General features: G+C 48.6%; 22 protein-coding genes. 12 read left to right on the top strand and 10 right to left on the bottom strand.

Translation table 11 applies throughout. The annotated features are described in order from the left end of the window. Nucleotides 1-136 precede the first annotated feature (136 nt). From Q0L39_RS00740 to Q0L39_RS00725, 4 genes are read right to left on the bottom strand one after another with little or no spacing between them, the layout of a single operon-like run. Nucleotides 137-559 carry a hypothetical protein gene (locus Q0L39_RS00740; RefSeq protein ID WP_296626423.1) on the bottom strand — a complete coding sequence of 141 codons (423 nt, stop codon included), beginning with the start codon at nucleotides 557-559 and terminating at the stop codon, nucleotides 137-139. After that, nucleotides 556-2,064: a DNA methylase gene (locus tag Q0L39_RS00735; protein WP_296626422.1), complete on the bottom strand. Its 1,509-nt coding sequence runs from the start codon at nucleotides 2,062-2,064 to the stop codon at nucleotides 556-558. Before Q0L39_RS00735 ends, Q0L39_RS00740 begins: the two co-directional genes overlap by 4 nt. Nucleotides 2,065-2,092: 28 nt before the next feature. After that, nucleotides 2,093-2,635, bottom strand: a complete 543-nt coding sequence (locus Q0L39_RS00730) for an ImmA/IrrE family metallo-endopeptidase (RefSeq protein WP_296626421.1) — start codon at nucleotides 2,633-2,635, stop codon at nucleotides 2,093-2,095. A gap of 15 nt (nucleotides 2,636-2,650) precedes the next feature. Next, the gene (locus Q0L39_RS00725; RefSeq protein ID WP_296626436.1) at nucleotides 2,651-3,064 is read right to left on the bottom strand and encodes a helix-turn-helix domain-containing protein; all 414 of its coding nucleotides are present in this window, start codon (nucleotides 3,062-3,064) and stop codon (nucleotides 2,651-2,653) included. A 188-nt stretch (nucleotides 3,065-3,252) separates the two neighbouring features. Here Q0L39_RS00725 and Q0L39_RS00720 point away from each other — a divergent pair, with 188 nt between their 5' ends. Further along, the gene (locus tag Q0L39_RS00720; protein ID WP_296626420.1) at nucleotides 3,253-3,540 is read left to right on the top strand and encodes a hypothetical protein; all 288 of its coding nucleotides are present in this window, start codon (nucleotides 3,253-3,255) and stop codon (nucleotides 3,538-3,540) included. A gap of 80 nt (nucleotides 3,541-3,620) precedes the next feature. On the opposite strand, the gene Q0L39_RS00715 is transcribed toward Q0L39_RS00720, so the two are convergent. The 6 genes from Q0L39_RS00715 to Q0L39_RS00690 all read right to left on the bottom strand — a co-directional run bounded on the left by Q0L39_RS00715 (nucleotide 3,621) and on the right by Q0L39_RS00690 (nucleotide 9,512). After that, nucleotides 3,621-4,370, bottom strand: coding sequence for a phosphate ABC transporter ATP-binding protein (locus tag Q0L39_RS00715; protein ID WP_296626419.1), 750 nt, complete (start codon nucleotides 4,368-4,370; stop codon nucleotides 3,621-3,623). Then, a complete protein-coding gene (gene pstA, locus Q0L39_RS00710) occupies nucleotides 4,355-5,197 on the bottom strand; it encodes a phosphate ABC transporter permease PstA (protein WP_296626418.1) in 843 nt (280 codons plus the stop codon). The genes Q0L39_RS00715 and pstA overlap by 16 nt, the downstream gene beginning before the upstream one ends. Nucleotides 5,198-5,208: 11 nt before the next feature. Beyond that, nucleotides 5,209-6,075, bottom strand: coding sequence for a phosphate ABC transporter permease subunit PstC (gene pstC, locus Q0L39_RS00705; protein WP_296626417.1), 867 nt, complete (start codon nucleotides 6,073-6,075; stop codon nucleotides 5,209-5,211). Nucleotides 6,076-6,158: 83 nt separating this feature from the next. Next, nucleotides 6,159-7,169, bottom strand: a complete 1,011-nt coding sequence (locus Q0L39_RS00700; RefSeq protein ID WP_296626416.1) for a phosphate ABC transporter substrate-binding protein — start codon at nucleotides 7,167-7,169, stop codon at nucleotides 6,159-6,161. 251 nt (nucleotides 7,170-7,420) lie between these two features. Beyond that, nucleotides 7,421-8,791, bottom strand: coding sequence for an APC family permease (locus Q0L39_RS00695; RefSeq protein WP_296626415.1), 1,371 nt, complete (start codon nucleotides 8,789-8,791; stop codon nucleotides 7,421-7,423). Nucleotides 8,792-8,822: 31 nt separating this feature from the next. Continuing rightward, nucleotides 8,823-9,512, bottom strand: coding sequence for a cysteine hydrolase (locus tag Q0L39_RS00690; protein WP_296626414.1), 690 nt, complete (start codon nucleotides 9,510-9,512; stop codon nucleotides 8,823-8,825). A 246-nt stretch (nucleotides 9,513-9,758) separates the two neighbouring features. Here Q0L39_RS00690 and Q0L39_RS00685 point away from each other — a divergent pair, with 246 nt between their 5' ends. The 11 genes from Q0L39_RS00685 (at nucleotide 9,759) to Q0L39_RS00635 (ending at nucleotide 20,912) form a co-directional block, all read left to right on the top strand. Continuing rightward, the gene (locus Q0L39_RS00685; protein WP_296626413.1) at nucleotides 9,759-10,511 is read left to right on the top strand and encodes a helix-turn-helix domain-containing protein; all 753 of its coding nucleotides are present in this window, start codon (nucleotides 9,759-9,761) and stop codon (nucleotides 10,509-10,511) included. An 11-nt stretch (nucleotides 10,512-10,522) separates the two neighbouring features. Further along, nucleotides 10,523-11,722, top strand: a complete 1,200-nt coding sequence (locus tag Q0L39_RS00680) for a PocR ligand-binding domain-containing protein (protein WP_296626412.1) — start codon at nucleotides 10,523-10,525, stop codon at nucleotides 11,720-11,722. A 343-nt stretch (nucleotides 11,723-12,065) separates the two neighbouring features. Beyond that, entirely contained in the window at nucleotides 12,066-12,761 is a 696-nt protein-coding gene (locus Q0L39_RS00675; RefSeq protein WP_296626411.1) for an HAD family hydrolase, read from the top strand. Between the two features lie 19 nt (nucleotides 12,762-12,780). Then, on the top strand, nucleotides 12,781-14,337 hold the full coding sequence (locus Q0L39_RS00670; protein WP_296626410.1) for an ABC transporter substrate-binding protein: 1,557 nt from the start codon (nucleotides 12,781-12,783) through the stop codon (nucleotides 14,335-14,337). Between the two features lie 76 nt (nucleotides 14,338-14,413). Continuing rightward, entirely contained in the window at nucleotides 14,414-15,358 is a 945-nt protein-coding gene (locus Q0L39_RS00665; RefSeq protein ID WP_296626409.1) for an ABC transporter permease, read from the top strand. Between the two features lie 18 nt (nucleotides 15,359-15,376). Next, nucleotides 15,377-16,198 carry an ABC transporter permease gene (locus tag Q0L39_RS00660; RefSeq protein ID WP_296626408.1) on the top strand — a complete coding sequence of 274 codons (822 nt, stop codon included), beginning with the start codon at nucleotides 15,377-15,379 and terminating at the stop codon, nucleotides 16,196-16,198. A 12-nt stretch (nucleotides 16,199-16,210) separates the two neighbouring features. Further along, entirely contained in the window at nucleotides 16,211-17,200 is a 990-nt protein-coding gene (locus Q0L39_RS00655) for an ABC transporter ATP-binding protein (protein ID WP_296626407.1), read from the top strand. A 3-nt stretch (nucleotides 17,201-17,203) separates the two neighbouring features. Further along, nucleotides 17,204-18,184 (top strand): oligopeptide/dipeptide ABC transporter ATP-binding protein, encoded by a 981-nt coding sequence (locus tag Q0L39_RS00650; protein WP_296626406.1) that lies wholly within the window; start codon nucleotides 17,204-17,206, stop codon nucleotides 18,182-18,184. Then, nucleotides 18,181-19,002 carry a metallophosphoesterase gene (locus Q0L39_RS00645; RefSeq protein ID WP_296626405.1) on the top strand — a complete coding sequence of 274 codons (822 nt, stop codon included), beginning with the start codon at nucleotides 18,181-18,183 and terminating at the stop codon, nucleotides 19,000-19,002. Before Q0L39_RS00650 ends, Q0L39_RS00645 begins: the two co-directional genes overlap by 4 nt. 12 nt (nucleotides 19,003-19,014) lie before the next feature. Next, a complete protein-coding gene (locus Q0L39_RS00640) occupies nucleotides 19,015-19,536 on the top strand; it encodes a metallophosphoesterase (RefSeq protein ID WP_296626404.1) in 522 nt (173 codons plus the stop codon). Nucleotides 19,537-19,799: 263 nt separating this feature from the next. Next, nucleotides 19,800-20,912: a hypothetical protein gene (locus Q0L39_RS00635; RefSeq protein ID WP_296626403.1), complete on the top strand. Its 1,113-nt coding sequence runs from the start codon at nucleotides 19,800-19,802 to the stop codon at nucleotides 20,910-20,912. The last annotated feature ends 30 nt before the right edge of the window (nucleotides 20,913-20,942 follow it).

Here is a 20,942-nt window from a genome sequence, read left to right as displayed (position 1 = left end):
ATTTCTGTAAAAATGTTAGCTTATGCTAACTTTGCTGCAATAAATAAGGTTAGCTTTCACTAACCCAGGTCATTATAATATGTTCCGCAAATCTTGTCAAGCTATTTTTTCACCTGCTGCCCTAACTTCACCGTCTTTATTCCAAGTAGTCAAACAGCTCCCCTTCGATCTCTACAATATCGTCCATGCAGATTCTGCCCACATTTTGCAGGAGAACAAAGCGGGCAGCAGCGTCCACCTTTTTGACCACATCGGTTATGGTCAGATAGCGTCCGCCCTGCTTTAACTCGTCCGGCACAAACCAGGTGATCGTCACCTGCGGGCACTGTCCCAGCTGTTCCAGCAGCAGCTGGAACTTTCTGTCCAGCACAGCCAGCTCCTGTTCGTCCAGCTCGACCTTCTCCTGTGTCAGACGGGCGGTTTCCCGAATGGCCGCATCATAACCGGTGAGCGCTGCAAAGGGAGAAAACTGTGCCGCCCTGTCCCGCATCGACATCTGCGGACGGGTTGGGGAAACATGGTGCGGCAGATAGATAATATCGTTGTAATCTCCTGTCATGCTCGATGACCTCCAATCTGTGCATTGCGATCCTTGGCGGTCGCTCCTTCCTCCAGGTTCATCCCTTTGAGGATTGCGTTTTTGCCATATTTTTTCTTGATGTTCAGCATCGTTTTCTGAAGTTTTTTCTCCCGTTCCAGCGCTGCCCGTTCCTGCTCCTGTTGTTTCTGCTGTGCGGCATAATCGGTAAACAGATCCAGCTGTTCCACCTTTGCCTGTGTATCAGGAATCTCCGTTTCGGCAATCACATGGTTTGCCGTCAGACTCAGTCTTCGGATGAGCAGGTTTTTATCTGCAATCCGCTCAAACAAGGTTGCTGCCGCCTGCATCAGTTGTTTTGCCGAGGAGGTGTACTGCTTGAGGTTTTCGGTTCCATGGGAATGTTTTGGGATCTGCCGTCCATAGACATCCTTGACAATCTCCCCATGATACTGCTTTTTTCGGAGCGGGTCGGTGAGATTCTCAATGTCATAGCCGACGGTGAGAACCAGTTGGTTGGTCACCAGTGCCTTGTCCACCAGATCCAGCGCCATTCGCTCCGCCATCTCCCGCAGAACCAGCTGCGCCTTGTCCGCTTCATACGGGCAATGCAGCACCTGACCCGAACAAAGGCTGTTGTTGCTGGGTCGATATGCCTTGGCGTCTGCAATGGTGCACGGCTCCCATCCCCATGCATGGTCGATGAGCAGCTCCGCATTTTTGCCAAAGAGCCGATAGAGCAAATCCTCATTGTAGACCGAGCAGCGGGCAATATCCCCCATGGTGAACATCCCGTTTTCCTCCAGCTTTTTGGCGTATCCTCTGCCCACCCGCCAGAAATCGGTGAGCGGCTGATGACTCCACAGCGTCTGACGATAGCTGACCTCGTCCAGCTGGGCGATGCGAACTCCATTTTGATCCGCCGGAATATGCTTTGCCACAATGTCCATCGCCACCTTGCAAAGAAACAGATTGGTTCCGATGCCGGCGGTGGCGGTGATGCCGGTAGTATGGAGCACATCCAGAATGATCTTCATCGCCAGCTCCCGTGCAGAAAGGCGATAGGTATGCAGATAGTCGGTCACATCCAGAAAAACCTCGTCGATGGAATAGACCAGGATGTCCTCCGGCGCAATATATTTGAGATAAACATTGTAGACGCGAGTGCTGTACTCCATGTAATAGGCCATGCGCGGCGGCGCGATGAGATAGTCAATTTCCAGCTGCGGAGAGGCGTTGAGCTCGGACAAAAAGCAGGATCTTCCCGTCAGTTTTTTCCCTGGTGCATCGTGTCTGCGGCCTGCATTTGCTTCCCGAACGCGCTGTACCACCTCGAACAGTCTTGCCCTTCCCGAAATGCCGTAGGTTTTCAGCGAAGGACTGACCGCGAGGCAGATGGTCTTATCGGTCCGGCTTTCATCCGCCACCACCAGATTGGTGTCCATCGGGTCCAGTCCCCGTTCTCTGCATTCCACCGAAGCATAAAACGACTTCAGGTCGATTGCCAGATAGATGCGCTGTTTCATTCTTCGGCGGACCTCCTTCCAGTGTTCCCTAATCTTCCTCCTGCGCCTTCAGGTTTTTCAGAAAATCCCCGTGCGGAACATACGGCAGATTCAGCTGCCATCCCATGCGGTTTAATTCGTTTAGTTTAATCAGCATCAGGTTGATATTGGTTCCCATCATCGAAGCCAGTTGAGCTACATCGTATCCCTGTCGCAGATTTTCGAGAAGCTCCCTGTCGTCGATCAGCAGATGAGCTGCAAAGGCATTGGCTTCATATTCCGGCGTGGAACGCATATCGAACAGCACAAACTCCGGCAGCGAACCGCTTCCTTTGGCAAGCTCCCGATGCAGAAGGTCATGTCCGATTTCATGCGCACAAACCATCTGTGTCAGCATCGGGTCCATGTTGGCATTCAAAAGGATGTGTCTTTCCTTGTGACGATAGGTATACATCCCCAACAGCGAGGTCAGGCTGTCGATGCTGTGAACATAGATCCCCAGCTCTGCGGCAATCTCCAGCGCATCCCTGGTCTTGCAGTGCCGGACAATGCGCTGCGCCCGCTGATAAATTTCCTTCGAGCGAATCATCATTGCGCTCTCACTCCTTTAGTCCTGCTTCTGGTACTTTTTGGGGGTGTATTTCTGTACATTGCGCGCCTTGGACTCCCAGTAAATATCCTGCAATGCCTTCATGACAGCATCCTTATCCTGCTCGGACAGGCTACCTCCTGCAAACAGTCCCGACATTGAATGGATCAGCTCCTGTGCCTCCTGCATCCCGCGGGAACCGTACTGCTCCAAAGCCTGAACTACAAACTCCTCCTCCTCGGTCAGCAGGTAATTAATATCCACCTCAAAAAATTCTGCAATCTTCCGGTAGGCTTCCTTTGTCCTCGGAAAGGAAATCCCATTTTCATACCGCGTAATCATCCGGCGGTTAATCCCCAATGCATCCGCCACCTGCTGTTGTGTCAAACCCAGCTTTTCCCGCTGGATTTTAAACTTCTCTCCAAATGTCATCTTGTCGATCACTCCTCTTCCTGCAAAAGGATGGGACATCCAACTGCCTTTTCTCTCTTGACAATAGCAGTTAAAATACTTATAATACTCTTATGAGCAGTTAAACTACTCATAGTGTACCGTGAATTGCTCATTTTGTCAAGGCGGCAATCGACCGCATCCAACCATTCGGAGGTGAAGCATCCCTTATGGAACCATCCTGCAAAAAAGCTTATGTCAGCGTCAATCTGGACGTTGATGAACAGGGCGTCATCTGTCCGCGACTGATTCGCTGGCCCAATGGCCGCATTTTTCCCATCGAACGCCTCAAACACAAGTGCCGCGCTGCATCCTCCAAGGTCAGCGGCGGCGGCATCCGATACACCATTGTCGTTCACGGCAAGGAAACCTTTCTGTTTCAGGAGGGCAACAAGTGGTTTGTGGAGGCAAAGGTGGAACAGCCCTGCTATCAAAGAGCAAAAAGACACACATCCTGACGCGCATCATCCCGACAGCATCGTTAATCATACAAACCAACAAAAAAGTCATCGCAGTTTATGCGATGACTTTTTTCTCTTTATCCGTAGATTCCTTCCAGAAAATCGCGGGTCTGTTCCTCCCGCGGCTCGGAAAAAATCTGCGCTGTCGTTCCAAATTCCACCAGTCTGCCGCCGAACAAAAAGGCAACATGGTCGGAGATGCGCCTTGCCTGCGCGATGTTGTGGGTGACAATGACGATGGTGTATCGTTCCTTGAGCTGCACCAGCATCCGCTCGATGACGCTGGAGGATTTGACATCCAGCGCAGAACACGGCTCGTCCAGCAGCAAAACTTCCGGCTCCACCGTCAGCGCTCTTGCGATGCACAGGCGCTGCTGCTGACCGCCGGACAACTTGTGTGCGCTTTTGTCCAGCTCCTGTGATACTTCTTCATACAGTCCTGCCATCTCCAGCTTCTCCCGAACCTGACGGTCCAGCTCCTTTTTGTCACGCACGCCGTAGTAACGCAGCGCATAGGTCATATTGCGGTAGATGGAAAACGGAAACGGCGCCGGCGTCTGAAAAACCAGTCCTACCCGACGGCGCAGCTGTTCCGGTTCCATCTTCTGAATGTCCTGTCCTCCCAGCAGGATTTCTCCCGAAATGCCCGTGCCCTTTTCCTCTCTCAGCATTCCGTTCATGCAGCGCAGCAGGGTCGATTTTCCACAGCCGGACGGTCCGATGATCGCGGTGATGCCGTGGGCAGGAATCTCCAACGAAATGTCCTCCAGCACCGCTTTTCCATCGTAGCTGGCGCTCACATGATGCAGTGTTAATGTATTCTCCATTTTTTCTGGCTCCTCCTTGCATAGATCGTTGCCAGCAGATTGCTCAGCAAAATCAGTCCCATCATCACAAACGCCGTGGCATAGGCGGTGTCCATCGAGGTGACGCCCTGTGCCAACAGCAGGTACAGGTGCATCGGCAGCGCCATCGCCGGCTGCATCAGGCTGGTCGGCACCTTGGCGTAAGCGACCGCACCGGTGAAAATCATCGGCGCCGTCGCACCCATGGCGTAACAGCCGCCGAGGATAATGCCGGACACCAACTCTCCCTTGCAGGCAGGAAGAACAATTTTTCGGATGGTATACCATCTGGAACAGCCCAGCGCATAGGAGGACTGCACCATCTGTGCCGGTAGCTCATGAAAGGCTTTCTCCGCCCGCACCTCAATAAAAGGCAGAATCATTATCGCCAGTGCAACGCCGGAGGAGAGGATACATCTGCCCCATCCCAAATCGCGAACCAAAAAACTGTAAGCAAACAGTCCCAGAACGATCGACGGGATTCCCGAGATGCACTGCACCACCATCCGCACCAGCAGCTCCAGCCGGCGGCTTTTGCAGTAAAACACCATGTATAAAGCGGTAGCAACCGCTGGGATGCTTCCCAGCACGACCGCCGTTGCGGTAAAGAACAGGCTTCCCACGATCGCCGGCCAGATGCCGCCTTCTTCTCCCAGCACTGCGCCGCTGGGAGCCTGCGTCAAAAACTCCCAACTGATGGTGTCTGCTCCCTGATAAAACACATATCCAAACAAAAACAAAATAATCGCTGTCACCAGGCCCATGCTCAGATAAGCCCAGTACTTGACGAGCCTCGCTTTCCAGTGCATCCTGCTCCTCCTCAGTCAATGATTTTCTCTCGCAAAAACATAATCACCAGATTGATGACAAACAGCAAAATCATCAGCACCATACCCGCTGCATACAGTGCATGATAATGGGTGCTGTCCACCACTGCTGTTCCCATCTCCAGAGCGATGACCGAAGCGATGCTTTCGCTCTTGCCCAGCAGCCGCGGAAAAAGGTTTGCATTTCCCATGACCATCATGACCGCCATGGTTTCTCCCATGGCACGTCCAATCGCAAGGATCATCGACATCAGGATATTTTTCCAAGAAGCCGGCAGCACAATGGTGGCGATTGCGTACCACTTGGAAATTCCCATCGCTTCGGCGGCAGGCAGGTAGGCTTCCTTGACCTTCAGCATCGTTTCGCTGCAGGAGGACACCAAAAACGGCAGCAGCATCACCGCCAGCAGGATGCCGGCTGCCAGCACACAGGAGCCGGTGGGGATTCCCAGACGGATAAAATATTTGACCAGAATGGCAAGTCCGATAAATCCATAGATCACCGACGGAATGCCCGCCAGCAGGTCGACAAAGGGATAGAGAATCCCGCGCATTCTTTCCGACGCCACGCAGGAAAGAAAGACTGCGGCACCCAATCCCACAAAAACAGCGATGACCAGCGCCACAAAGGAAACATACAGCGTCGCCATGATAAAATTAAAGATACCAAACGACACCTCTCCGGTGTAGGCGATCGGCATCCAGCGCTGACCAAACAGAAAATCGGTCAATTTCACTTCCTGAAAGGTGGGCAGTGCTTCCTTTACAATAAAATAGATGACAAATGCAAGGATCAATACTGTCAAAATGGTCATCGCCAGTATCACTCCCGAGAAAATCCGGTTTTTCCATCTTCGCATCGTACAATTCCTCCGCTTTCCTCTTCATACAGCAAAAAGCTGCTGCCACAGCGGGCAGCAGCTTTCAAAATTGTCTGGTGCAATTAAGCAGCTGGTGTGAATGCCGGAATGTAACCGTTTGCCTCTACTACATCATAGCCTACCTGAGAGAAGATGTAGTCGATGAATTTCTGTTCGGAATCGGAGATGGTGTCTCCGGTGACAAACATAACCGGACGCTGAATGGTATAGGTTCCGCTGATGATGTTTTCGGTGGTAGCTTCTACGCCGTCTACCTTCATTGCGGTCAGAACCTGTCCAGCTTCATTTGCCTTGTTGTAAGCGCCGAATCCTGCATAACCGATTGCCCATGGGTCATTTGCGATGTTGGTGGCAAGTTCGGTCATCGAAGCGGACTGGGTTGCGGAAGCGGTTACTTCGCTGTCACCCATTACCGATTTCTGGAATACTTCGTAAGCGCCGCCGGAAAGGTCACGGATGTAAACGTTGATGGTTTCTGCCGGCAGAGAAGCATCTACCTGATCCCAGGTGGTCAGCTCGCCTGCGAAGATCTGACGGATGGTCTCGGTGGACATGTCGTCGGTGATCTGGCAGATTGGGTTCTGAGCGTTGACCGATACGGTCAGAGCGTCTCTTGCAACGATGTATTCCTGATAGTTTTCGCCCAGCTCTTCAATTTCGCTGTCCTTCATATCGCGGGCAACCATGCCGAAGTCAGCAGTTTTGTCGATAGCTGCGCTGACACCGACGCCGGAACCGCCTGGTGCAACGTAAATCGAGATGTTCTTTTCTGGGAAGGAGGAATCTACCTTATCCCAGGTGACATACTCCTCGGTAAAGGAGGATGCCAGAGAGGACACGATCGGATACAGAGAGGTCGAACCGCAGAACAGGATGTCCGACTGGAATTCATCGGTCTCTTCTGCTGTTTCTTCTGTTTCAGCTTCTTCTGCCGGCTGTTCAGCTTCGGTTGTTTCGGTGGTTTCTTCGGTGGTCTGCTCGGTAGAGGTCTGCTGTGTCTCGGTGGAGCCGCAGCCTGCCATTGCTGTCAGAGCCATTGTTGCTGCTAAGAGCATTGCAAGTACTTTTTTCATGATGTGCCTCCAAAGGTTTCTTTGATCTAACAAATTCTTCCTGGAAGAATTTTACATAGTCTTAACACTTTCAAAATATAGCACGATTGTCTACGCTTGTCCAATTCATTATTTGAATAGGGAAGCTCCCATCATCGATTTTTTCTATAGCTTTTCTGCCATATTTCGCAAATGTTCTCCTGTCCAAAAAGAATCCGCAGGTGAACCAAATTTCACCTGCGGATTCTTTATTTGCGTCAATTTAGGAGTGTTTAATATCCTTTGTTGATATCTTCTGGTGTCAATGTGATCAGTTCATGTTCCTTTGGATTTTTCTTTCTATATCCGGACATAATCATGTACATCACAACGCCGAGTACACAGTAGATAATCAGCGAAACGTATCCGCCGATTGCCAACTCCAGACAGGAACCGATGATGACCCAGACAGAAACTGCCATACCGAGGACAAACATCAGTTTTCCACATGGAACTTTGTATGGACGTTTCCATTCCGGATGTTTCTGTCTTAAAACAAGTGCATCCAGACAGCACATGAAATAAACGATACCTGCTGCGATACAGGATACAGCATAGATGTACTGAACCCAGTCATCACCGCTGAAAATGCAGAAGAAGATGGTGAATACCAGAACAACGGTATTAGCAACCACTGGCTGACCCTTGCTGTTGAGCTTTGCAAATACCTTTGGCAGCTGATTTAACTGTGCTGCACCGTAAAGAACGCGTGCAGAGGAGGTCCAGAAGCCCATCAGTGTTGTTACTGCATGAAGAATACCTGCAATGATTGCCAGAATTGCCAAAATCTTTGGCATGGAGTACATGTTGATAAATTCCGGTTCCGGCATATTCATCGCCGCTACGACATCCCAGGAGCCCATACCGCCGATGGCCATAACAACAACAAAGTACAGAATTGCTGGTACAAACAGCGCGGAGAGAATAACCTTCCACATTTTGCTTACCGGAAAGTTGGTTTCTTCAATCATGGTAGGAGTCATCTCAAAGCCGATAAACTTTAAGGAAAAGACTGCCATTGCAACAAAAATGCCTTTGAAGCCCTGAGAGAAGAAACCACCATTTGCGGTAAGGTTACCTGCTTCCCAATGTCCACTTAAAAACAGCGAACCGCTGACGATCAGGGACATAATGATCATTGTAAAGAAAAAGATATTTGCCAGCGAACCGGTAATGCCTACATTGAAGTTGGAAACAATATACCAGAGGACAACGATTGCAATCGCAATCCAGACCTCCATTCCCTTTGGAATCGGTACAAAGTAGCCGATGGCGGTGATGAAGATGAATGCCATCATCGGAGGCTCAACAACCTGGACCAAAAACATCATCCATTGTGTTGCAAAGCCCATCTTGTGTCCAAATGCACTTGTTGTCCAAATATCAACCGAGGATGCAAACGGAAGCATGGATGTCAGCTCTGCGAAGGTGAGTCCAACTGGAATCAAAAGAACCGCCAAAATTGGAAAGATCAGCGCTGCACCTGCACCCGTAACCGAAAACCAGTAGGGAGCTTCTGCCAGCCAACCGCCGATAACCGCACCCGATGCCAAAGCAATCATCGATATAAAGCTAAGATTTCTTTTTAATTTCTGCTCTCCCATACTACTCTCCCTTTCTTATTTTGATCTGCTGCTATTGAATCGCTGCCAACAGTTCTTCGGTGTTGATAACGTGGCAATAGATGTTGTTCAGAATCTCCAGCTCGTTATCCTGGATGCGCTGTGTGGATGCCATGCAGGCGTCCTCGATCAGCCATACCTTAAAGCTTTCATCTGCAAGACTTCTTACCGTTCCCGATACACACTGGTCGGTCAATACGCCGGTGCAGACCACAGTGTCAATGCCCATGTTGTGCAGCCAGAGGCGCAGCGGAGTACCTGTCAGCGCACTGTCGGTCGTTTTGGTTACAACGATTTCATCTTCCAGCGGCGCCAGCTCCGGCACGATCTCTGCCGAAGGAGTTCCAGGAGGAAGCAGCAGCTCGTTATATCCGGTTGCTTTCTGGTCCAGAGAGCGATCGCTTCCGTTCTTTTTCAGGCACTGGATCTTTGCAAAACAAACTTCCATGCCCTGTTCACGAAATGCTTTCAGCAGCTTTGCATTGTTTGGAACAACAACCTGCTCGACCTTGCTGTAAAATGGCTCCCAGCGTTCTGCTTCCCTCTTCTGTTCCTCGGTAGGATTCTCATAGACCGGACGGGTGATGAAAACATGCTGCATATCAATGACAAGCAGCGCCGTCTTTTTCTTGTCGATGACAATCTCTCCCATGTCCATGTCGTTTTCGTAGTAGAACGAAACATGACGATCGTTTACTCTCATTGTGTACTCCTCGCTTTCTTTGATAAAAATTGTTTTTTCTTTATCATATCAGAACATTTTTGGAAATTCTATATCCGAAGGCACACCTGACAATTCCTGCAAAAGAATACAAAATTTTCGCCGTATGTTTACAGTTTTTGACATCTTCTTAATACTTTTTGTTATCAGGCTTTTCGATTTGCCATTTTTATATTAAGATAATACATAGGACATTATAGTACATTATATCGGAAAGGAGCTCTCCGTATGCTGAAAGTGTTGATCGCTGATGATGAAAATATCGAACGCAGATACCTTCTGTCGTTGTTTAAAAAACATCCCGATCTCTTTGAAGTCATCGGGGAAGCCAGAAATGGAAAAGAGGTCCTGCAAAAGGTTTTGGAATATACTCCCGATGTCATCATCATGGACATCAATATGCCTTTCCTGGATGGACTAAGCTCTGCCCACAAAATCAAGGAGCGATTTCCCAACACCATCATCCTGCTCAACACCGCCTATGCAGAGTTTGAATTCGCAAAAAAGGCGATTGACTATGGACTGGATGCCTATCTGCTCAAGCCCGCCAAGGAATCCCAGATACTGGATGCCATCCAAAATTGTCTGGACAAACGAGAGCGACGAAATACACCTCCTTCCACCTTTGCCCAGACGCTTGCTCATACACCACCCGAAAGAATATCCGACCCTGTCCGGCTGATTGTCGAGTATATCGACAAGAACTCCCATTGTGACATCACCCTGCAGGAACTTGCCGCTGTTGTCCACTTTAGTCCGTCCTATATTTCCCGCGTCTTTCACCTCAAACAGGGAATGACCATCAAGGCCTATATCACACAGCGCCGTTTGGAAAATGCAAAATACCTGCTGGAACACAGCGATCTGAGCATTCAGGAGATCGCCTCCTCCTGCGGATTTTCCACAACGCCAAATTTTAATCGGGTATTTAAGCTGCATGTTGGATTCACTCCGTTGGAATACCGGCATCAACACTCATAGGAGAATCATTTATGTCTAAATTTGATCTTCGATCTATCATCACAGAAGAATTTCAAAATGAGATTCAGGATTCCTTCGCCTATGCGACGGGATTCGGTGTTGTATTTACCGATGCCGAGGGCAATCACATCGGACCAGGAGGCAACTTCTGCCGTTTTTGCAACAAGATCAACGAAACATCGGAAGGCGCACACTATTGCAGTCTGTCCAATAAACACGCCATCGAGCTGGCGCTGGCCGCCAAAAAACCCAGCATCTATATCTGCCATGCCGGCCTTGTCAACATCGAGATCCCTTTGATCTATGAAAATCAGTGCGTGGGTGCCATCACTGCCGGTCAGGTACTGTGCTCCGAGGAGAACATCTATCCCGAGGATGAAATCGCATCGGAAATCAACTGGCTGTCCGATCCGGAGCTTGCCTCCTATTACAGTGAAATCGAAATTATGGATCAGAAAAAAATCGAAGCAACCACGACCGCTCTGTCAAACTTAACAAATTACGTCATTCAAAAACTGGCGTATTCCCAGATTCAGGAGAAGCTTTCCCGACAGTCCGAAGCACTGCTCAAGGCAGAAAATCAGCTGAAACTGGCACAGCTGGATGCACTGCAAAAGCAGGTGACGCCGCACTTTATCTTCAACGTCATCAATTCGATTTCCCGCCTGCTGTCGCTGGAAGAATATGACACCGCCGAGCAAATCCTGAATTCCTTTGCGCAGATGCTGCGGTACAGCCTTTCCAATATGAAGGTATCCGTCCTACTGGAGGAAGAACTGGGATACATCAACAACTATCTCACCATCCAGAAAATGCGGTTTGGAGATTATATCGACTATCAAATAGAGTGTGACGAAAACATCAAAAACCTGGAGATTCCGTTTTTCTCGATACAGCCTCTGGTGGAAAATTCGATCGAACACGGCCTGCTTCCCAATCTGGAGGGCGGAAAACTTTATCTGCGCTGCACCAGAGAAAAGGATCGTGACATCATCACCGTCGAGGATTCCGGTATCGGCATTCCACCCGAACAGCTGGAGTATATCCGCTCCACCCTGCTGTCGTCCGAATCTGTACAAAGTCAGCATGTTGGCCTGCAAAATTGTTACCGCCGTTTTCTGTTTCTGTTTGGGGACAAGTTTCAATTTTCCATTCAAAGTGCCGTCAATCAGGGGACCAAGATCACAATTACCATTTTTCACACGACATAACCTATTTCCTTTACTCAACAAAAATGCCAAAAGAGGTAAGCCGCGAAATCGGCTTACCTCTTTTGGCATTTTCAGAGAAGATATTTTTTGCGACCGAGTACATGGTAAATGCCGCTACGAAATCAACGGCATCAACCGCTCCTTGTTTAGTAGAATGATCTTTCTTTATACAACTATCATATTCCCGAGTAAAAAAATCGGGCGTGGTGTATTCTATTCCTTTGTGAAAACTTACAATTCCCGCTGCTTTTTTACATCTTTTTTACCAACACCCGCTTTTGTACCTTACTTTAAAACGATAAAATAAGCACTGTTGAAAACAAGTAAGTTTAGGAGGGTTTGATTGGTAAAACAAATTTTCTTTGATTTGGGTTTGACGCTTGTCCATAACGACATGCCGCACCGGTATCAGACCGCATTCCAGCAAATTGGTCAGGATATTTCGCTTTCACAGGCAAGCAGAGCTTATCACCTGGCAAACAAATACTTCATGAGAGAACGCCAGGGTGCACTCAGCCAAAAAAGCGAAAGCGTCGTTTCTGATTTTCACCGATGTGTTTGTCAGTATCTGGGCGCGGAATCTGTGTGGAAGGATTTTTCAAATCAGCTCAAACAGATGGAAAGACCTGTGTGGAGATGCTTTGATTTCACACTGAACATGCTGGATGAACTGAACAACATGGGAATCAAAACAGGACTGATTTCCAACTGGGACCTGTCTTGCAGAAAGGTTCTGGAAAAAAATGACATTCTGTCCAGATTGAACTGTGTTGTAGTTTCCGAGGAAGTCGGTACGGAAAAACCGGACGAAAAAATTTTCCAGGAGGCACTGCGATTAACAGGCGCAGATCCAAGCGAATGTTTTTATGTGGGAGACAACTACTATGACGATTACATCGGTTCACAAAAGGTCTCGATGCCCTGTGCCATCATCAATTATCAGGGTAAATTGGGAATCGAAGAAGTGGACTGCCCGATCGTGATAGAACAGGCCAGCGAAGTGGTCGATTTGATGAAAAAACATTTGATGACAGAGTAAGAAGAACAAAGGAGATCGTATGAAAAAATTAGTTTGTTTTATGTTGGCAGCCGTACTGTCCTGCTCCGTATTCTTTACAGGATGCACATCTGCAAACGCCGAAGGCTCGCAGAGCGCTCAGGGCGAAACTGATACCAAAACAGAAGCTGAAGCTGAGGTTCCAACCATTGTCCGCACCAGCATCAGCTCTGAACCGGACAGCCTGGATCCATGGCAGTCCGCAGCAACCGACACCGAGGCAATTTTCCACAACGTATTTGAAGGTCTGTTCGTCTACAACGAAAAAGGCGAACTGGAACCAGGACTTGCTGAGAGCTATGATGTCTCCGAAGATGGTCTGACCTACACCTTCCACCTTCGCGATAACGTCACCTTCCACAACGGAGAACCAATGACCAGCGCTGACGTCCTGTACACCTACGAGAATCTGGCTGGTATGAACGGCGAGAAAGCTGCTTCCAGCAAATTTGATTCTGTGGAAAGCATCAACGCCGTTGATGACTACACCTTCGAGATCAAGCTCACCGAGCCATCTGCATCCTTCCTTGCAAGCAACATCGTCGCTGTTCTGCCGGAAGGCTACACCGAGCAGAGCCAGCATCCAATCGGCACCGGTCCTTATAAATTCAAGGAATATATCCCTGGCCAGAAGGTTGTTCTGGAGCTGAATGAGGACTACTACGAGGAAAGCAGAAAAGGAACCATCCAGACAGTAGAAGTTTACATCATGACCGACGCCAGCAGCGTTGTCACAGCACTGCGCTCCGGACAGCTCGACTTTGCATCGGTATCGGTAGACAACGCCAATGTACTGGCAGAAGACTTCGACATCTACAACTCCGCACAGAACATGGTACAGATTTTTGCTCTGAATAACTCGATTGAACCGCTCAACGATGTTCGCGTACGTCAGGCAATCAACTATGCCATCGACAAAGATGCTGTCATTGAAGGTGTATTTGACGGATATGCTACCAAGCTGTACTCCAACTTCAGCCCTGTAATGGCAGTTTACTACAACGACCAGCTGGAAGACACCTACCCAACCGATATCGAAAAGGCAAAAGAGCTGCTGAAAGAAGCCGGCTACGAAAATGGTTTTGACCTCACCATCACTGTTCCGGCAAACTACACCAGCCATGTCGATACTGCTCTGATCTTTGCAGATCAGCTGGCACAGGTAGGCATCAATGTTCAGGTGGAAACCATCGAATGGGCAACCTGGCTGGAGGATGTATACAGCAACGCACAGTATGAATCCACCATCATCGGTCTGACCGGTAAGCTTGACCCTGACTCGGTTCTGGGACGTTTTGAAACCACCTACAGCAAAAACTTCTTCAAATTCTCGGATGCCCGCTACGACGAACTGATTCAGGCCGCAAGAGTAGAACTGGATGAAACAAAACGTGCTGATATGTACAAAGAATGCCAGCAGATTTTGAACGAACAGGCAGCAGCCGTCTTTGTCTGCGACCCGAACCTGACCGTTGCCTGCCGCAAAGATCTGAAAGGCTACACCTTCTATCCGGTAGGATTCATTGATTTCTCCAAACTTTCCTACGAAGCTCAATAAATAGTCAAACAATAAAAGGAGGACAAGCTATGGTATCGGTGTTATATCATAGCTTGTTTTTCTGAGAAAGGAACCCATGAAATACTATTTAAAAAAGATCCTTGGTTTTATTTTTACCATTTTATTGGTATCCATCATCACCTTCGTTGTATTCCAGATTCTGCCTGGTGATCCGGCACAGATTATCTTGGGCGTAGATGCAGATCCTGCACAGATTGAAAATCTGCGCGCAACCATGAACCTGGACAAGGGATATGTCGAGCGTTACCTGATCTGGCTGACCAATGCGCTGAAAGGTGATCTGGGCGTTTCCTATCGTTACAGCAGAGCAGTCTCTGAACTGATTTCGGAAAGCTTCTTCGTCACCAGCTCTCTGGCAGTATATTCGATTGCACTGACCATTTTGATCGGTCTGCCGCTGGGCATTTTTATCGCAAAAAACAGCAAAAAGAAAATTACCACCGGAATTTCCATGCTGTCCCAGCTGGGCATTTCTGTTCCCAGCTTTTGTATGGGCATCGTGCTGATCAGTATCTTCTCGGTCAACCTTGGATGGTTTGATTCGATCGGATATATTCCGGCAAGCGAAAGCCTTACAGGATGGTTCAAGACGATGTTTCTGCCGTCGTTGTCCATCGCATTTGGCTCCTCGGCAGTGCTGGCACGATACATCAGAGTCAGCATCGCCAACCAGCAGAAACAGGATTATGTCCGAACAGCCAAGAGCAAAGGTCTGTCCGAAAAAATCATTATGAATCAGCATATCCTGAGAAATTCGCTGATTCCAGTCATCACGATCCTGGGTATGCTGGTGGCGGATATTCTGGGCGGCAGTATCATCATCGAAAATGTATTTTCCCTTCCAGGAATTGGAAAGCTGATTTCCACCTCGATCACCACAAGGGATCTGCCGCTGATTCAGGGATTGACCGTCTATCTGGCGGGCATCGTCGTCATCTGCAACTTTGGTGTTGATATTTTATATTCGATCATAGACCCAAGAATTAAAACAAAAAGATAGCTAGGCAGGAGAAATACTTTGAAACAGAACAGATTAAAAAAATATCTTTCCAATCGCAACTTCACACTGGGATTGATTATGGTCAGCATTTTGTTCCTTCTGATGGTAGTCGGATTCTTCTATCTGCCTGCCGATCCGAACAAGATTGATGTCATGAAGGAACTGCTCCCTCCTTCCCGTGAAAATCTGTTGGGAACAGATCAGCTGGGCAGAGATATTCTGTCCAGAGTAATGGTAGGCTCCAGAATTTCTTTCTTTATCGGCTTTTGTGTTGTAATCTGCGGCGGTCTGCTGGGATGTACCCTGGGCGGCGCTGCAGGCTACTACGGCGGAAAAATCGACAGCGTCATTACCAAGCTCATTGATACGCAGATGGCGTTTCCAGGCGTTCTGCTGGCACTGATGCTGATCGCAGTATTCGGAAACAGCGTGCAGAATCTCATCCTGGCGCTGAGTGTGATGTCCGTTCCACGTTTTGCCAGAATGTCCCGAAGCGGCTTTTTAAAGTACCGCAACAGCGAATTTGTAAAGGCAGCAAAGGTCAAGGGTGCATCCGATCTGCGGATCATGATTCTGCACATCTTCCCAAACCTTCTTCAGGAGCTGTCGGTAACGGCAACACTGAGCTTTTCCGGCGCTATCATGTCCGAAGCAGGTTTGAGCTACCTGAGCCTTGGCATCCAGCCTCCGACACCGAGCTTCGGCAAGATGCTCAGCGAGGCGCAGAACACCATTTTGACAGCCGGTTGGTACGTTGTCATCCCAGCGGCGTTAATCACCATGCTGGTATTGGGATTTAACCTGATCAGCGACGGACTCAACGAAATTTACAGGCACTAGAGGTAGATTGCTTTGAATAATACAACAAAAACTGTACTGAAAATCGACAACCTGTCGATCTGTTTTGATATCAACGGAAAAAAATGCCACGCCATCCGCGATCTGAACCTGACGGTCAACGCCGGAGAACTGGTCGCACTGGTAGGAGAAAGCGGCTGCGGAAAAACACTCTGCGCCTCCTTCTCAATGGGTCTGGGGCCTCAGACTGCTTCACTGGAGGCAGGCAGTATCCTGGTCAATGGTCAGGATATGACACAGGCAGACGATGCTGCCTGGAACACCATCCGCGGAAAAGATGTTTCGATGATCTTTCAGGAACCGATGACCAGCTTAAACCCACTGATGAAGGTGGGCAGACAGATTGCAGAAAATGCACTCAACCGCGGTGTACCCAAGGCAGAAGCTAAAAACAAAGCGCTGGAAATGATCCGTCTTGCAGGTCTGCCGGATGCAAACAGAATTTACAACTGCTATCCACACCAGCTTTCCGGCGGACAAAGACAGCGAATCATGATCTGTCTGGCGCTGATCAACCAGCCAAAGCTGCTGATTGCAGACGAGCCGACCACCGCACTGGATGTCACCATTCAGGCACAGGTCCTGGAGATCATTCGGGAGATGTGCACCAAAACAGGAACCGCCGTTTTGATTATCACCCATGATCTGGGGGTTGTCAGCCACCTTTGTGACAGAACCTACGTCATGTATGCCGGCTCCATCGTGGAAAGCGGACCCACCGCTCAGATTATTCAGCATCCAAAACATCCCTATACCAAAGGTCTGCTGGCCTGTCTGCCGGACATCAGCAAAAAGGGACAGCGGCTGGAAAACATCAAACACAGCGTCCCTCCTCTGGAAAAACGTCCAGAGGTCGGCTGTATCTATGCAAACCGATGCAATGAATGTATGGACTGCTGCACACAGATCACGCCACAGAGGATTGCATTTGGACAGCGTGAGATCGCCTGCCACAAATACACCCTGGATAACCTGGAGGAATAAGGTTTGAATAACGTTTTACTGCAAACAAATCATTTATCAAAGATCTATACCGACGACAGAAAATCCGTTGTAAAAGCGGTTAATGATATTTCGCTGCAAATTTATCAGGGAGAAACCTTCGGATTGGTGGGAGAAAGCGGCTGCGGAAAATCCACCTTTGGACAGATGCTGGTCAACCTCCTGGAACCAACCAAGGGAAAAATCCTGTTTGAGGGCGAGGACATTTTTAAAAACAAGAGAGCGCGCAAGGAAATCCCGCAGAAAATACAGATGATCTTTCAGGACCCCTATTCTTCGCTGAATCCCAAGAGAAAAATCGGATGGCTTCTGGAAGAATCCTTGATTATCCATCGCAAAAATTTAAGCAAAGAGCAGCGGGCAAAGATTGTCGATGAGATGCTGGACCTGGTTGGTCTGGACGAAAGCTATAAAGACCGCTATCCTTCCCAGCTGTCTGGCGGACAGCGTCAGCGTGTCTCTATCGCGATTGCGCTGATTTTGAATCCAAAATTCGTGGTCTGTGATGAGGCTGTCTCTGCGCTGGACGTTTCGGTTCAGGCCCAGATTTTGAACCTGCTGCATGACTTACAGGAAAAGTTCAGTCTCACCTATCTGTTTATTTCCCACAACCTCAACGTCGTGTCCTACATGTCGGACCGCATCGGCGTTATGTACCTGGGTTCCATCGTGGAACTGGGCGACGCTGTTACCCTGTCCAAAAACCCAATCCATCCCTACACCAAAATGCTGTTCTCCTCGTCGATGAATGTTGGAGATGCTGACAGCGGCAAGGTTCAGATTACCGGCGAGCTGCCAAGCCCATCCAATCCGCCAAGCGGCTGCACCTTCCACACACGCTGTCCATACTGCACCGAGCTGTGTTCATCGGCTCGTCCAGAACTGCAGGAGCTGCCCGATGGCAGACAGATTGCCTGTCATTACGCTCAAAAATTCTATCAGGAATCCATGGAGAAAAAACGATGAAAATAGGCATTATATCCGACATTCATGTGGACATCAATCAGGACTACGACGTCTTAAAAACGCTGGACCATGTGGCGGCACAGGAAGGCTGCGACCTGGTGTTGATTGCAGGAGATATCCACAATAACGCATATCAGGCCATCGAATCGGTTGCTGCATTAAACCAATTTGGAAATATTGCATACCGATACGTCCCAGGAAACCACGATCTTTGGAACGATCACATCGACCTTACATCGACCGATGAAATTTACCAGCTGTTTTTGCAGGACCCAAACTGTCTTTGTGAAAAGCCGCTGGAACTTACAGACTGGGTCATCATCGGTGACGTTGGATGGTACGATTATTCCTTTGGCAACCATGAAAAATACACCTTCGCTGATTTTGAGAAGATGCAGATGGATGGACGCACCTGGCAGGATAAAATCAAAAACTGCTGGACATCGGACAATCTGGGAAGAACATCCGCATCCTTAAAAGCTCTGGAAGAAACCATGGCTCGTTATCCTCACAAAAAGAAGATTGTCGTAACCCACATGCTGCCGATTCAGGAATTTTGCGTGGATGAGACAAGACTGGATGCCCAGAAACCGGATTGGAGCTATTTCAATGCTTTTTTAGGAAGCAAGCAGTACGAAGCTCTTTATAAAAAATATGAGGTGGCATACGCCATCTGCGGTCATGTACATTACCGGAAAAATGTCATGAAGAACAACACACAATACCTGTGCCGGTGCTTAAACTACTGCACCGAATGGCAAGGAGAAAAAGAAATAGAAACACAAATTCGGAAAGCCTTCGATTATATTGAAATCTAACAGGAGATAACGATGAAAGTTTTTTTGATTTCAGATACCCACTTCGGAGATGACCGCATCCTGCGGTATGAAAATCGTCCTTTTGCCTCGGTGGAGGAGATGGACAAAGCGATCATCGAAAACTGGAACAGCGTGGTCTCAAAAGAGGACACGGTGTTCCACCTGGGAGATGTTTCCTCCTATGAACCGGAACGAATCAGCGAGATTTTGGCGGAGCTCAATGGAAAGAAAGTTTTGATTATGGGCAACCACGACCAGAACTACACCAACAAACAATGGGAGGAAATGGGATTTGAGCAGGCAATCAATTACCCGATCCTGTTTCGTGAATTTTTCATCCTATCCCATGCGCCGATGTATATCTGTACAAATATGCCGTATGCAAACTTTTATGGGCATGTCCATGCAAATCCCAGCTATCGGGATGTCAGTCGGCAGAGTGCCTGCGTCTGTGTGGAGCGAATCAGCTATACTCCTATCGAAGCAGACGAGTTGATAACAAAAATGAGACATGTTTCCGAGTGCAGTCGCTAAGGACATCCCTTTACAAAAAGTCACTCTTTTTATAGGAAAATCCATTGATTTTTCTCCTTGTTGTGACCGTAGTTTTCCCAACCAAGACCAGCCTTTTATAAAACCATCATCCCGATTCTCATGCGAAAAATCCAAGGTAGATAACAGCAATCTGCTCGCCTTGCTCTGCATTTCTTCAGCCGCATAATCGCTTATATTGACAACTTTTCTGGAATATAGTATCTTATAATGAGATTATTTTATATTTTAAAGGAAGAAAGTAGATGAACAGACAGCTTACCGTTACTTCTGCCGCAGAATATAATCGCGTTTTATATGGACACATGTCTCCTGCCATGGCCGTTGCATACCTGCAGGACAATCAGCTGCCTGTCCGCACCTTCAGTGACGTCCTTCATCAGATGTATGGAGGAGACGACCTGCAAGTACGACTGACAGACTTTTTTCTGTCAGAAATGCCGGATGTTAACCCTCCGTCGGTCGTCCGAAAAATCAAAAACTGGCTGACGGATAAAAATCTGCCGACCAATCGAGAGGACATCTTCCGAATCGGATATGCGCTGGGATTTGGCGAATCCCAGCTGGATTATCTGTTGAGCCTCTGCACTGACTATGGCATCCAGTATCGGGATGGACATGACGTGGTGTATGCCTGGTTTTTGCGCAACGGATATGCTTATCAGGATGCACGCGAGTTTTTTGACAGCCTGCCTCCTGCTCCTGGCTTTAACCAAATTGACGGTGCTACCAGTTCTCATCTGACCAAAGAAATCCAAAACAATTTTCTGTTGGTCAACTCCAAAGAGGAGCTGCGCAGCTGCTATCTGAACAATCTGGATAAATTTGGCTGCCAGCATCTGCGGGCATATTATTATTTTGATAAGTTTCTTTCGCTGCTGATCCATCCGGTGCCGGAATGGATTGATATTTCGGAACCATATTACTCGCTGGAAACGGTGATGCAGACCTACCTCTCCCTCCGTATGCCATCCGGCAAAAACCGGCAGAACTACTCGCTGGTGCAGCGGCTGATCAAACAGAACTGGCCCAACACCACCGCGATTAAAAACATTCGCAGTCATAAGGTGGACGTTCCCAGAAAGCTGCTGCTGCTTCTCTATGTGATCACCGAGGACCTGTCGGTTGTTTCCGACAACTTCTCGCAGGATGATGTAGAGAACATGACGATTCAGGAGCGGGTTGAGGAACACTGGTGGACCCTCAACGCCATGCTGTCCGACTGTGGAATGGCACTGCTCGACCCGCGAAATGTGACCGACTGGCTGATTCTGTATGCGATCGGCGCCGCCGGAGAGGAAGAACCGATGAGCGAACGGCTCGAACAGGTCATCTCTCTGATGTACGAAGGTATGTAATTGATAAAAGATAAAAAACAGCCCGTGGAA

The sequence above is a fragment of the uncultured Negativibacillus sp. genome (genome assembly GCF_944388365.1).
GTDB lineage: Bacteria > Bacillota > Clostridia > Oscillospirales > Ruminococcaceae > Negativibacillus.
This window is presented reverse-complemented; position numbering and strand designations above follow the sequence as displayed.

Excerpts from the sequence above, each read along its gene's own strand:
- Q0L39_RS00720 (WP_296626420.1), top strand. The coding sequence starts at position 3,253 with ATGGAACCATCCTGCAAAAAAGCTTATGTCAGCGTCAATCTGGACGTT.
- Q0L39_RS00685 (WP_296626413.1), top strand. The coding sequence starts at position 9,759 with ATGCTGAAAGTGTTGATCGCTGATGATGAAAATATCGAACGCAGATAC.
- pstC (WP_296626417.1), bottom strand. The coding sequence starts at position 6,075 with ATGCGAAGATGGAAAAACCGGATTTTCTCGGGAGTGATACTGGCGATG.
- Q0L39_RS00725 (WP_296626436.1), bottom strand. The coding sequence starts at position 3,064 with ATGACATTTGGAGAGAAGTTTAAAATCCAGCGGGAAAAGCTGGGTTTG.
- Q0L39_RS00645 (WP_296626405.1), top strand. The coding sequence starts at position 18,181 with ATGAAAATAGGCATTATATCCGACATTCATGTGGACATCAATCAGGAC.
- pstA (WP_296626418.1), bottom strand. The coding sequence starts at position 5,197 with ATGCACTGGAAAGCGAGGCTCGTCAAGTACTGGGCTTATCTGAGCATG.
- Q0L39_RS00715 (WP_296626419.1), bottom strand. The coding sequence starts at position 4,370 with ATGGAGAATACATTAACACTGCATCATGTGAGCGCCAGCTACGATGGA.
- Q0L39_RS00735 (WP_296626422.1), bottom strand. The coding sequence starts at position 2,064 with ATGAAACAGCGCATCTATCTGGCAATCGACCTGAAGTCGTTTTATGCT.
- Q0L39_RS00640 (WP_296626404.1), top strand. The coding sequence starts at position 19,015 with ATGAAAGTTTTTTTGATTTCAGATACCCACTTCGGAGATGACCGCATC.
- Q0L39_RS00690 (WP_296626414.1), bottom strand. The coding sequence starts at position 9,512 with ATGAGAGTAAACGATCGTCATGTTTCGTTCTACTACGAAAACGACATG.
- Q0L39_RS00700 (WP_296626416.1), bottom strand. The coding sequence starts at position 7,169 with ATGAAAAAAGTACTTGCAATGCTCTTAGCAGCAACAATGGCTCTGACA.
- Q0L39_RS00740 (WP_296626423.1), bottom strand. The coding sequence starts at position 559 with ATGACAGGAGATTACAACGATATTATCTATCTGCCGCACCATGTTTCC.
- Q0L39_RS00670 (WP_296626410.1), top strand. The coding sequence starts at position 12,781 with ATGAAAAAATTAGTTTGTTTTATGTTGGCAGCCGTACTGTCCTGCTCC.
- Q0L39_RS00695 (WP_296626415.1), bottom strand. The coding sequence starts at position 8,791 with ATGGGAGAGCAGAAATTAAAAAGAAATCTTAGCTTTATATCGATGATT.
- Q0L39_RS00680 (WP_296626412.1), top strand. The coding sequence starts at position 10,523 with ATGTCTAAATTTGATCTTCGATCTATCATCACAGAAGAATTTCAAAAT.
- Q0L39_RS00730 (WP_296626421.1), bottom strand. The coding sequence starts at position 2,635 with ATGATGATTCGCTCGAAGGAAATTTATCAGCGGGCGCAGCGCATTGTC.
- Q0L39_RS00665 (WP_296626409.1), top strand. The coding sequence starts at position 14,414 with ATGAAATACTATTTAAAAAAGATCCTTGGTTTTATTTTTACCATTTTA.
- Q0L39_RS00635 (WP_296626403.1), top strand. The coding sequence starts at position 19,800 with ATGAACAGACAGCTTACCGTTACTTCTGCCGCAGAATATAATCGCGTT.